This window comes from Huintestinicola sp. (assembly GCF_050874005.1).
GTDB lineage: Bacteria > Bacillota > Clostridia > Oscillospirales > Ruminococcaceae > Huintestinicola.
In genome coordinates this window covers 1-12451 of record NZ_JBNMJV010000059.1, presented here as the reverse complement: position 1 = coordinate 12451, position 12451 = coordinate 1, and the positions used below count along the sequence as shown (strand labels likewise).

Annotated in this window: 12 protein-coding genes; 1 reads left to right on the top strand and 11 read right to left on the bottom strand. The window is 47.6% G+C overall.

The window, feature by feature from the left end:
• Window positions 1-167: 167 nt before the first annotated feature.
• From ACR0QN_RS13105 to iorA, 6 genes are all read right to left on the bottom strand, one after another.
• Window positions 168-1556, bottom strand: a complete 1389-nt coding sequence (locus ACR0QN_RS13105) for an HD-GYP domain-containing protein (protein ID WP_432651668.1) — start codon at window positions 1554-1556, stop codon at window positions 168-170.
• A gap of 117 nt (window positions 1557-1673) precedes the next feature.
• Window positions 1674-2105 (bottom strand): ACT domain-containing protein, encoded by a 432-nt coding sequence (locus tag ACR0QN_RS13100; protein ID WP_432651667.1) that lies wholly within the window; start codon window positions 2103-2105, stop codon window positions 1674-1676.
• 40 nt (window positions 2106-2145) lie between these two features.
• Window positions 2146-3453 carry a phenylacetate--CoA ligase family protein gene (locus tag ACR0QN_RS13095; RefSeq protein ID WP_432651666.1) on the bottom strand — a complete coding sequence of 436 codons (1308 nt, stop codon included), beginning with the start codon at window positions 3451-3453 and terminating at the stop codon, window positions 2146-2148.
• Window positions 3454-3530: 77 nt separating this feature from the next.
• Window positions 3531-4106 carry an indolepyruvate oxidoreductase subunit beta gene (locus ACR0QN_RS13090; protein WP_432651665.1) on the bottom strand — a complete coding sequence of 192 codons (576 nt, stop codon included), beginning with the start codon at window positions 4104-4106 and terminating at the stop codon, window positions 3531-3533.
• Between the two features lie 51 nt (window positions 4107-4157).
• Window positions 4158-4631, bottom strand: a complete 474-nt coding sequence (locus tag ACR0QN_RS13085; protein WP_432651664.1) for a hypothetical protein — start codon at window positions 4629-4631, stop codon at window positions 4158-4160.
• A gap of 21 nt (window positions 4632-4652) precedes the next feature.
• A complete protein-coding gene (gene iorA, locus ACR0QN_RS13080) occupies window positions 4653-6380 on the bottom strand; it encodes an indolepyruvate ferredoxin oxidoreductase subunit alpha (RefSeq protein WP_432651663.1) in 1728 nt (575 codons plus the stop codon).
• 260 nt (window positions 6381-6640) lie between these two features.
• On the opposite strand from iorA, the gene argS reads away from it, so the two are divergent.
• Complete coding sequence (gene argS / locus ACR0QN_RS13075) at window positions 6641-8392, top strand: arginine--tRNA ligase (RefSeq protein ID WP_432651662.1); 1752 nt, start codon at window positions 6641-6643, stop codon at window positions 8390-8392.
• A 213-nt stretch (window positions 8393-8605) separates the two neighbouring features.
• Here argS and ACR0QN_RS13070 read toward each other — a convergent pair whose 3' ends face one another.
• The 5 genes from ACR0QN_RS13070 to obgE are packed head-to-tail and all read right to left on the bottom strand — an operon-like array spanning window position 8606 to window position 12224.
• Window positions 8606-9349 carry a YebC/PmpR family DNA-binding transcriptional regulator gene (locus ACR0QN_RS13070; RefSeq protein ID WP_432651661.1) on the bottom strand — a complete coding sequence of 248 codons (744 nt, stop codon included), beginning with the start codon at window positions 9347-9349 and terminating at the stop codon, window positions 8606-8608.
• A 58-nt stretch (window positions 9350-9407) separates the two neighbouring features.
• Window positions 9408-10076 carry an MBL fold metallo-hydrolase gene (locus ACR0QN_RS13065; RefSeq protein ID WP_432651660.1) on the bottom strand — a complete coding sequence of 223 codons (669 nt, stop codon included), beginning with the start codon at window positions 10074-10076 and terminating at the stop codon, window positions 9408-9410.
• Between the two features lie 7 nt (window positions 10077-10083).
• On the bottom strand, window positions 10084-10479 hold the full coding sequence (locus ACR0QN_RS13060; protein WP_432651669.1) for a Mini-ribonuclease 3: 396 nt from the start codon (window positions 10477-10479) through the stop codon (window positions 10084-10086).
• 26 nt (window positions 10480-10505) lie between these two features.
• Complete coding sequence (locus ACR0QN_RS13055; protein WP_432651659.1) at window positions 10506-10925, bottom strand: hypothetical protein; 420 nt, start codon at window positions 10923-10925, stop codon at window positions 10506-10508.
• An 18-nt stretch (window positions 10926-10943) separates the two neighbouring features.
• Window positions 10944-12224, bottom strand: coding sequence for a GTPase ObgE (gene obgE / locus ACR0QN_RS13050; RefSeq protein ID WP_432651658.1), 1281 nt, complete (start codon window positions 12222-12224; stop codon window positions 10944-10946).
• Between the last annotated feature and the right edge of the window lie 227 nt (window positions 12225-12451).

The window sequence follows — 12451 nt, the reverse complement described above, 5'->3', positions numbered from 1 at the left end:
TTGAAATGTATGACACCTATGGAATATCACTCGGCAGCGGCGGCGTAAAAAATCCACCCTGCTGCGCAGCAGGGTGGATTTGAACAAACTCTAAATATTCTTTTGTTTTTTCAGCTGTCTACTTGACAGGGGGCACTCCATTTTGTCGGGACACGGCGCATTTATGTTTATACGCTTTCTTTCTCATCGGAAGAGTAAAGAATTTCTTCGATCTGCTTTTTTGACTCAAAAAAAGCAATGACCACCACAGGGTCAAAATGGGTTCCGCTCTCCTCACGGATAATGGCATAAGCTTTATCAAGAGGCATAGGCTCCTTATAAACACGTTTTGACACCAGAGCGTCAAAAACATCGGCAACAGCAAGAATTCTTGCGCAGATGGGGATATCCTCCCCCGAGATGCCGTTAGGATAGCCCTTGCCGTTCCACCACTCGTGATGATACTCCGCCATTTCCTTGGCAATGACCAGATAAGCAATGTCCCCCACCGCATTCTCGACCCTGTCGATAATGACAGCACCGTTCATGGAGTGATCCTTCATCATCCTGAATTCATCTTCATCAAGCCTTCCGGGCTTGTTAAGCACAGCATCGGGTATGCTCACCTTTCCGATATCGTGGAGCGGCGCAGCGATCAGCATATCATCAATATACTTGTCCGTCAGCAGATCGGGATATACCCCGTCCTTTTGAAGCTGTCTTGCGATAACATCGGTGTATAAAGCGGTCCTGTGAATGTGACCGCCCGTGTTCATATCACGGCTCTCCACCATATCCGCCATAACGGTGATAAGATTTTTCTGCAGTGACATAGTCTGCTCGTAGTAATATTTCCGCCTGTTAGTAACGATAACCAGAGAAATAACAATAACAGAAATAACAAAGCAGGATAATTTTACAACAGCAAGCAAGGCAGTATTCTCATTATTCTGCAGCACTTCGCTATTGTTGATGTAATAGCCCAAAAAATACTGCCAGATTCCCACAGCAATGACAGAGATCTCCTCAAAAAGTGAAAGGCTTCTGCTCTCGATATCACTGCACAGAGTTTTGTACCAAGCGGGACTTATTTTCATAATGATCGGCAATGCTGCAATAAATAAGTAGAAAACGATCTGAGCAATTACAGAGAAGATCATATCCGTTTCTTCTGTTGACGGAAACAGATAAGAAGGCAGCAATGTAATGCTTTGAAGCTGATAAGTAAATCCCATAAGCGGAAAGAAAATAAAAAGCCCCAGCCACCTGTTTTTCCTTCTGCATACCACAGACCTCAGAGGAATAATGACCTTTCCCAGCAGCACTCCGAAGTTAAAGAGAATATCATATAAGAAGAAGCACATACCAATAACAGGGTAAGCCCCATCTTCGGGAGGAATAAGCGCGAGAATGACCGTAACGGCAGGTGCCAGAATAACATCATTGATCCCAAGCAGTATGCTCACTCTGCGGAATATCTTTTTCTGTTCCTCAGTTTCTTTTTCAAGAAAAATGAATTTTCTCATTATGAGCATACACAGATACTGAAAATATATGGTCAGCGACTGCATTATCATAGAGACAGCCCACATCTGTTTTCACCTCATATTATCCTATATAATGCTTATATAATGCTAAGCTCCGCTCCCCGTCAAACAAACGGAGAGCGAAGCATTTTTATCAGAAAAAAATTATCAGATAGAATAAACCTTTTCAGCGCTCAGAATGGTAAATCCGCCCTCAGTAAGAGCCTCCAAAGCCTTGTCATTGTTCTCAACTCTCAGGATAGCAAAAGCGTCATCACCGGACTTTTCAACGAAAGCGTACATATACTCAACGGAGATGTTTGCCTTGTAAAGGCAGTCCACAGCCTCAGCCAGTCCGCCGGGACGGTCGCCTATGCAGACCGCAATAACATTTGTCACCGAAATAGTTACCTCAGCGTTTTTAAGAACCTGAGAAGCCTTGTCGGGGTCATTCACAATAAGGCGGAGAATGCCGAAATCACGTGAATCCGCAACGGAAAACGCACGGATATCAATATCATTGTCCGCTAAAAGACGGGTAACAGCACTGAGCTTGCCGGGCTTGTTTTCTACGAATACCGATAACTGCTTAACTAACATAATAACCTTCCTTTCTGCACATAAAAATGTACGTCAAAAATCAGTCGTGAAGCTTTCTCTTGTCAATAACTCTTACAGCCTTGCCTTCACTACGAGCAATGGTCTTGGGAGATACAAGGTGAACCTTGGGGCTGATGCCCAGGATCTGCTTTATAGCCGCAGTAAGGGATTTTTCCTTTTCCTGGATTCCCTTAACGGTGTCTGTGAACTGCTCCTCGTTCATCTCAACGTAAACATCAAGAGTATCGCTGTTGTTAACTCTGTCGACCTCTATCTGATAGTTGGGAGCATAGCCCTGCTCAAGAAGAACAGTCTCTATCTGTGAGGGGAATACGTTAACGCCTCTGATAATGAGCATATCATCGCTTCTGCCCATAGGCTTAGTCATCTTGATAAGAGTTCTTCCGCAGGAGCATTTTTCGCGGCTGAGAACACAGATATCACGAGTTCTGTATCTGAGAAGAGGGAATGCCTCCTTGGTAATGCTTGTAAATACCAGCTCACCCTTCGAACCCTCGGGCAGCACCTCGCCCGTATCGGGGTCGATTATCTCGGCGATGAAGTTATCCTCGTTGATGTGCATACCCGACTGTGCCGAGCACTCAAAAGCAACGCCCGGACCGCTTGTCTCGGTAAGACCATAAATGTCATACGCCTTGATTCCGAGAGATTTCTCGATCTCACGTCTCATTTCCTCAGTCCAGGGCTCAGCGCCGAAAATACCTGCCTTAAGCTTGATATCATCGGGAGTAAGACCCATCTCGTGAAGTGTCTCACCGATATAAGCGGCATAGGAAGGAGTACAGCAAAGTATAGTGGAACCAAGGTCTCTCATAAACTGTATCTGTCTCTCTGTATTGCCCGAGGACATAGGAAGAGTAAGACAGCCCACCTTGTGGGAACCGCCGTTAAGTCCCGCACCGCCCGTAAACAGACCGAAGCCGTATGCGACCTGGCAAACATCGTCCTTAGTGCCGCCTGCCGCTGTGATAGCTCTTGCACAGCAGTCGTCCCAGAGGTCAATATCGTGCTGAGTGTAGAACGCAACCACACGCTTGCCCGTAGTTCCGCTTGTGGAGTGTATCCTTACACATTCGGAAAGGGGCTTTGCCAAAAGTCCGTAAGGATATGCGTCTCTCAGGTCGGACTTTGTGAGGAATGGCAGCTTGTGAAGATCATCTGTGGACTTGATATCGTCGGGAGTAACGCCCTTCTCGTCCATCAGCTTCTTGTAGTAAGGCACATTCTCATAAACGTGCTTTACCTGAGCCACAAGACGTTCGTCCTGCAGCTTTTTCATTTCCTCACGGGGCATACATTCGATTTCCTTGTTCCAATAGTTTTCCAATTTAAAAACCTCCGTTTATTTATTTACTGCATAAATACTTGTAACCAATATGCAGATAAAATACCTAATAATAAAAATTATCCTGCATTTCTCCCCAGCTCAAAAGCCTTCTTATTAAGCTCCAAAAACTTAGGCGGAACGCACTGCTCAATAGCATTCTGCCAAAGCTGCTCCTCAAACTCCGTCTGAGCAGAAACCACGCCCATCAGCACAACATTTGAAGCCTTTGCATTTCCTGCCTGCTCCGCAAGACCGAGAGCGTCAACAGCAGTGACCTCAACTCCCATTTCCTTTATCTTAGCAGCAATATCCTCGGGATATTTAGCCGCACCCGTAATAACGGGCATAGGGTCAAGCTGCTGCGTGGAGGTAATGAGCTTGCCGCCCTTTTTAAGATAAGGCAGCCACCTTGCAGACTCAAGCAGCTCAAATGAGATGATAACGTCCGCCTCGCCCTTTTCAATAACGGGAGAGCATACCTCGTCCCCGTATTTAACATATGTGACCACCGAGCCGCCCCTCTGGGACATTCCGTGGACCTCGGACACCTTAACATCAAAGCCCTTGGCAAGCAGCACGTTTCCCAGCAGCCTTGAAGCGAGAAGCGAGCCCTGTCCTCCGACTCCGACGATCATAATAGATCTTGTTTCCATAAAATAAGTCTCCTAAATTTATTTTTTAGCAAGTTTCATAACGCCTGCAAATCAGCCCAATGCGGCAAATAAATAGCTTTTCACAAGGGAAGCGGTGAAATCCTCCTGCACTTCAAAAGCCGCCGTAAGTTCATTAAAATTCTTAAAGCAGTCAAAGATGCCGACAGAATATTCCCCCTCGCCGTATTCATTCAGAACATCGCAGAGTTCCCATGACCATACAAATCTTTCGCAAAGATAAACATCGAATATCATAACAACGGCGCAAATAATGAGAGCGACCCAGATATTCATCTGCCTGCTTTTTCCGGTAAAGAAGTCGCAGGCTATCATCTCCCCCAGGAACATAAAAAATCCGCTTATCGCCGCAAGGTATCCCACCTTGCCCAGAACCACCCAAAGAAGCATAGCAGGTATCGCACCCAGCATTGCCCCGAGAAGTGCCTTGCCAAGTATCAGCAAGGTCGATTCTTCGGCTTGCAGGCTGTTTTCAGCTTCCATTGTTTCATTTTCCACTATACCCATATCCTTACCCCTTATTTTTCTTTACTTTATAATAGCCTTAGGCTTGCAGACCTCGGTACAAATACCGCAGCCCACGCATTGAGTATGGTCAATAACGCACTTGCCGTTTCTTACGGAAATAGCAGGGCAGCCAAGCTTCAGGCACATCTTGCAGCCAACACACTTGTCCTCGTCCACTTTGAGAGGAGCCTCGTGCTTAACATATTTGAGAAGTGCACAGGGACGGCGTGAAATAATTACCGAAGGCTCGGGAGCCGCAAGCTCCTCCTTGATGGCAGCCTCAGTCTGAGCCAGATCATAGGGGTCAACCACAACCACTCTCTTGATTCCCACCGCATGACAAAGCTCCTCAAGGTTAACAGCCGCCGCAGGGTCTCCCTTGAGATTTTTGCCCGTAGTGGGATTCTGCTGATGACCCGTCATACCCGTAATGGAGTTGTCGAGAATGATAACGGTGGAATTAGTGGCATTGTAAGCAATATTAACAAGTCCCGTAATACCGCTGTGCATAAATGTGGAATCACCGATAACCGCAACCGTAGACTTCTCCGCACTCTCACCCCTCGCCTTGTTAAAGCCGTGAAGAGCGGAAACGGAAGCGCCCATACAAATAGTAGTGTCCATCGCATTAAGAGGCGCAGAAGCACCAAGCGTGTAGCAGCCGATATCGCCCGAAACCGTTATCTTGTTCTTTGAAAGGCAGTAGAAAAGACCTCTGTGAGGACAGCCCGCACACATAACGGGAGGACGAACGGGAACATTCTCGGGGAATGTCATGACTTCGTTCTTAACACCCAGAAGCTTCTCCGCAACCACCGCCTGAGAAAATTCGCCAATGAAACCGAAAAGCTCCTTGCCAATAACATTAAGACCCAGCTTTTTGCAATGTGTCTCAATAATATCATCAAGCTCCTCGATAACGTAAACGGTCTTGTGCTTTGCACAAAAATCCTTGATAAGCTCTACGGGGAAGGGATTTACCATACCAAGCTTTAAATAAGAAGCCTTGTCTCCCATAGCCTCCCTTGCGTACTGGAAACAAATTCCGCTTGTAATGATACCGATATCGGTGTTGTTTTCAATGACCCTGTTAAGAGGAGAGGTTTCCGCATATGTAATAAGTTTTGCCGTTCTCTCCTCCACAACAACGTGCCTCGGACGAGCGTAGGCAGGCATCATAACATATTTCTGAGGACATTTAACATAGTCCTTTAAGGGGTGTTCCTCCCTGTCAAAAAGCTCAACGGCAGACTGCGAATGAGCCACTCTTGTGCACATTCTAACGATAACGGGAGTGTCAAATTTCTCGGAAATGTCATATGCAGCCTTAACAAAATCCCTTACCTCGGCAGAATCGGAAGGCTCCAGCATAGGCACCTTAGCGGCAATTGCATAGTGACGTGAATCCTGCTCGTTCTGAGAGGAATGCATACCGGGGTCATCAGCCACCGCAAGCACCATTCCCCCGTTAACTCCCGAGTAGGAGAAGGTAAAAAGTGGGTCTGCGGCAACATTTAAGCCCACGTGCTTCATTCCGCAAAATGAGCGTGCGCCTGCAATAGAAGCGCCGATAGCAGTCTCAGCGGCAACCTTTTCGTTAGGCGCCCACTCGGCATAGATATCATCGTATTTTGCGGCGTATTCGGTGATCTCGGTGGAGGGAGTTCCGGGGTAGCTTGATACAATCGTAACCCCTGCCTCGTAAAGACCTCTGGCAAACGCCTCGTTTCCAAGCATAAGCTTTTTCATCAGATAAAATCCTTTCGTGCTGTTAATATAAACCAAACTAATTCGTTTCATATAAAAGCGAATAGTCAAATTTACTATAATTATATCACGTTTGGCGAATTATTTCAATACAATTTGGCAAATTTTTTTAATAATTCAGGCAAAGCCTGATACAAAGCTGTGAACAGCCCCCAAAAAATACAAATTTAATGTAATAATTGACTTATGGGAAAAAATATGTTAAAATGAAAGCAGTATCATTTTCGGAAGGATTGATAAAAATGCAGTCAATTACAAAAAAGCTGACGGAAATAGTATCGGCAGCCTTTGAAAAATGCGGCTATGACCCCAAAATGGGCGTTGTTACCGCCTCGGACAGACTTGACCTCTGTCAGTTCCAGTGCAACGGCGCTTTTGCGGGAGCAAAAATATACCATAAGGCTCCCTTTATGATAGCCGAGGACGTGGCGGCAGTCCTCAGAGAGGAGAGCATTTTCAGCAAAGCTGAGGTGGTAAAACCCGGCTTTTTAAATCTCACCCTCACAGACGAATATATGCTTGATATCGCCGCTTCTATCGACAGCGACCCCTTCTGCGGCGTTCCCCAGGCTGAAAAGCCCGAGACCATAGTTATCGACTACGGCGGACCCAACGTGGCAAAGCCCCTCCATATCGGTCATCTCCGCTCAGCCATCATCGGAGAAGCACTCAAAAGGCTTGCCCGTACCTGCGGAAATAAGGTCTGCGGAGATGTTCACCTTGGCGACTGGGGCTTACAAATTGGTCTTGTTATCACCGAGCTTGCAGAGAGATACCCCAATGAAAGGTGCTTTGCGGAGGACTTCGACCCCGATAAGGACAGCGTTCCCCAGCTTAACGCCGAAATGCTCTGCGAGGTATACCCCACCGCCAGCAAAAAGAGCAAGGAGGACGAAGTATTCAAGGATAAGGCACACACCGCCACCTTTGAGCTTCAGAGCGGCAGACCCGGCTACATTGCCCTCTGGAAAGAAATTCTCCGTGTATCTGTTGCCGACCTGAAGGATAACTACAGCAAACTTGGAGTGGATTTTGACTACTGGTACGGCGAGAGCGACGCCGACAAATATATCCCCGAGCTTATGAAGATACTTGAAGACAAGCACCTTTCTTATGAAAGCGACGGCGCCCTTGTGGTGGACGTTGCCAAGGAGGACGACAAAGCACCCATGCCCCCCGTTATTGTCCGCAAGTCGGATAATTCCAGCATCTACGCCACCACCGACCTTGCCACCATCATTCAGAGAAACAAGGACTTCTCCCCCGATAAAATATGGTACGTGGTGGATAACCGTCAGGAGCTTCATTTCACACAGGTATTCCGCTGCGCAAGACGTGCAGAGCTTGTCCCCGAGACCACCGAGCTTGAGTTTTTAGGCTTCGGCACAATGAACGGCAGCGACGGAAAGCCATACAAAACACGTGACGGCGGAGTTATGCGCCTTTCCGACCTTATAAACACCGTAACAGAAGCTTCTCTCGACCGTCTCAAAGACTCCCAGCTTGTTTCCGAGCAGGACAGAGAGGACTATGCCCGCAAGCTTGGAATGGCAGCCATCAAGTTCGGCGACCTTATAAACCACCGCTCCAAGGACTACATTTTCGACCTTGACAAATTTATGTCCGCCGAGGGAAAAACGGGAATTTACCTGCTCTACACCGTTTCCCGCATAAACTCCATTATGAAAAAAGCAGGAGATGCAAAGGCGGAGCTTACGGGAATTTACACCGACAGCGAGCGTGAGCTTATCCTGAAAATGCTTATGACAGGCGATGTATTCGAGAGAGCAATGAGCGAAAAAGCCCCCAACTACATCTGTGAGAACGCATATCAGCTTGCAGTCTCCTTCTCGGGCTTCTACCACGAGAACCACATCATAAACGAGCCTGACGAGAAGAAAAAATCCAGCTGGCTTGCCCTTGCGGCTCTCACCAGAAAAATGATAATCAAGCACCTTGACATTCTGGGCATTGAGACTGTAGAAAATATGTAGATCCTTAAAAGGAGCCGTCCCTCGGGAGACTCCTTTTTCCGCATTTATATTATAGCACATTTGTATCATTTTGTCAACACCCAATCAGAACAAAAATGTTATTTTCCTGATTTTCGTATGACTGCACAAATCCAATATTTGGATAATAAAAAAATCACCCCCTGCTTTATGCGGCAAACATAAAGCAAAGGGCGATATTGTGTGTAACGATAATTATTCCTCTTCCTCAACCTCGGGCATATCCCAGTTGTGGTAAACGTTCTGAACATCGTCGTTGTCCTCAAGGTGCTCAAGGAGAAGGTTCATCTTTCTGATAGCGTCCTCGTCGGTGAGGGTGGTGTAGGTAGAAGGTATCTGCATAGCCTCAGCGGAAAGAACATTGTATCCCTTAGCGGTAAGTGCCTCTCTTACAGCACCCACCTCGTTAGGCTCGGTCTCGATCTCAATCTCGTCCTCGTCCATTGTGAAGTCGGAAGCGCCGCAGTCGAAGATATCCTCCATTACCTTGTCCTCGTCAAGACCTGTGTTCTCAACGATAACAATGCCCTTTAAACTGAACATAAAGGAAACGCAGCCTGTGGTGCCCAGATTTCCGCCGAACTTGTCGAAATAGTGGCGGATATCGCCTGCCGTACGGTTCTTGTTGTCTGTGAGAGTCTCAACTATTACCGCAACGCCGCAGGGACCGTAGCCCTCGTAAACGTTGGACTCGTAGTTGGTCTTGTCGCCGTCGCCCATTGCCTTCTTGATAATTCTGTCGATATTATCGTTGGGAACGTTGTTGGACTTTGCCTTGGCGATAAGGTCTCTGAGCTTGGAGTTATTGTTGGGGTCTCCGCCGCCCTCCTTAACGCATACGGCGATCTCTCTGCCGATCTTGGTGAAGATCTTAGCCTTTGCGCCGTCGGTGGCTTCCTTTTTTCTCTTGATGTTGTTCCATTTTGAATGACCTGACATAGTAAATTCTCCTTAAAAATAAAATTTATTTTGTGTTCCGTCTTGCCAATGTGGCTTTCTAAAATCTGTCAATAAAAAGCTTGTATGATTTATGACCGCAGAGAATGGGGGCACCGTGACCGCAGAGTATACGGTCGGGTGCAAGGGTGATTATCCTCTCAATTGAGCCTCTTGCCTTCAGAGGGCTTTCGCATATCATCGGGAACATCGGCACTGGAGCGTTCATTATTGCGTCTCCCGCATATAGGTCATACCCTACAGAGCTTTTGCAGAGTATGCCTATGGAGCCTTTTGTATGCCCCTCAAGATTTATTATCACCCCGTCAATTCCGTATGGCTCAAGGTCCATACCCTCCTCGGCGTAGATGGCAGGGTCGAAGCGGTTCATTCGGATATGCATATTCATTTCCGTCTGATTTTTCAGCAGCCTGCCAATGGGATTTGTTATGTAATAGGGTCGGCAGTTGTTGTCCCTTGCAAGGCGCATATCATAGGGGCTTATCATTATGGGGGCATTATACAGCTTTGAAAAATACGCCGCATTCTGAACGTGATCTGCGTGACCGTGAGTGAGGATTATGAGGGTGATGTTGTAGTTTAAAAGCCACGTCTCGATATGGTCACGATATTCCTCCCTGCCCGCATCCACAAGGATATCGCCCTTTCTGCCTCTTATGACATAGCAGTTTGTCATACCGCAGTCTATCATATTTATGTTTTCAAGCATCAGCACTTTACCTCACCTCCGTATTCTCCCAGATGTATTCAAAAAGCTCTCTTATCCTGTCCCGGCTGCCCAGCAGATGAAGATATCCGAAAAGGCACTCAAGGGACGTTGCCCTGTGATATTCCGCAGGGTCGGAGCTTTTCGGAACGCTTGCCGCACTGCAGGAAGCGTTTCTGCCCCGTTTCATCACCGCCGCCTCGTCCTCGGTGAGCAGCGGCTCGATAAGCGCCGCCGCCCTCGCCTGATAGCCTGCTCTCACCCTTTCCACCGAGGCGGGGTGGAGCTTTTTCACGGGCATATTTGCCCCCAGCACCAGCTTCTCCCTGACAAGCTGGCTGTAAACAGCGTCCCCTAAAAAGGCAAGGGTGAGAGGGCTGTACTGATTGACCTCACGTTTTTCTATAAGTAGGACCGTCCTTTCGTTTCACATTATGTGTGAGACTCCGCAGGAGCTCCGAGTACATATACATATGCGTAAATACTGTCCTCGGGACCGTTCTGATATCTTTTCATTGCCCTTTGAGTCGGGAAAATGATGGTGCCGTTACTTAGTTCAACAGACATATTTATTTCATCGCTGCCGCTCCATTTTCCGCCGTAAAGGCGGATAACGGTTTCGCCGATATAGCTTGAAAGGGCAAAAATTATCTGTCCTCTGTTTCGTGAAATTATGCCGCCTTCACCGCTTTGTTCATCAAAGAAGCGGTCGATCTCTTTCATACTTTCAAGCGAATAATCCGCATTATAGCCTGAGACATTCAAAGCATTTACCACCCATTCGCAGGCGGAATGGATATCATCCTCAAGGGAAGGCTTTTTCTTTCCAAAAAGATTGTCTAATATACTCATAATGTTATCTCTCCCAAATCAGAATACAAAATCAAATTCAAAGCCGAAGATGTTAACGGTGTCGCCCTCTTCGATACCCATTTCCTCAAGCTTGTCGATAATGCCCGTGTTTCTGAGAACTCTCTGGAAATACTGGAGAGATGCGTAATCCTCCATATCCACCGTTCGCATAATATGCTCGAGCCAGGGTGCGGTAACGTAGAATACAGCGTCGTCTCCACGTGTAATCTCGAAGCGCTCGCCCATACCTGCCTGCTCGTCCAGCTCTGCGGGAGTGGGTGCTTCCACCTCGTATTCCTTGATGGGAGGGAGCTTTTCAAGCTCCTTGTATGCGGCATTTATAAGCTCAGCCGTTCCCTGTGTGGTTGCGGCGGATATTTCGTAAACGGCAAGTCCCTTGCTCTCTGCAAACTCCCTGAACTCTGCGATCTGCTCGGGAGTTGCCATATCGCACTTGTTTGCGGCGATGATCTGAGGACGCTGTGCCAGATCCTCGGAGAAGTTTTTTAGCTCTCTGTTTATTATCTCAAAATCCTCCCGGGGGTCACGTCCCTCGCTGCCCGAAACGTCCACCACGTGGATAATGAGCCTGCACCTGTCAACGTGACGAAGAAACTCGTGCCCCAGACCCACGCCCTCGGAGGCTCCCTCGATAAGACCCGGGATATCCGCCATTACAAAGGAATGGCCCTCGCTTATCTTCACAACGCCGAGAACGGGCGTAAGGGTGGTGAAGTGGTAGTTTGCTATCTTTGGCTTGGCTGCGGAGACAACCGAAATAAGCGTGGATTTGCCCACATTGGGAAAGCCCACCAGTCCCACGTCCGCAAGAAGCTTGAGTTCCAGACTCACTTCAAATTCCTCGCCCATAAAGCCGGGCTTTGAGAATTTGGGTATCTGACGGGTGGGGGTGGCAAACCGTGCGTTTCCCTTGCCGCCCTTGCCGCCCTTTGCAAGCACCTTTGGCTCGTCGGAGGACATATCCGCCATAACTCTGCCTGTGGCGGCGTCTCTTACAACGGTTCCCCTGGGCACCTTGATAACAAGGTCGGGGGCGTTTCTGCCCGTACAGTTCCTTGAGGAGCCGTTCTGACCCCTTTCGGCTGTGAATTTTCTTTTGTATCTGAAATCAATTAGAGTGGAAAGGCTGTCGTCCACCGCAAAGACGATATCGCCGCCCTTGCCGCCGTCTCCGCCGTCGGGACCGCCTGCTGCAACGTATTTTTCACGGTGAAAGGAAACTGCGCCGTCTCCGCCGTCTCCTGCCTTTATTTTGATGACCGCTTTATCTACGAACATAGCTTTTTCCTTTCTGTCTGTGTGTGGTAACAATAATTATAATTATTATACCACTTTTTATGGGGATTTGTCAATAAAAATATTACTTTTAAGTTTCCCCAAAATTCAGCCTTGACGCATCCGAATCAGAAAACAGAGACAATTGAGTGCTACAATCGGGCAAAGAAAAGAATGTGCCAATACCCGATTTAACCGTTTTTAAGATTTCAAAAATACCGTCGGCAACA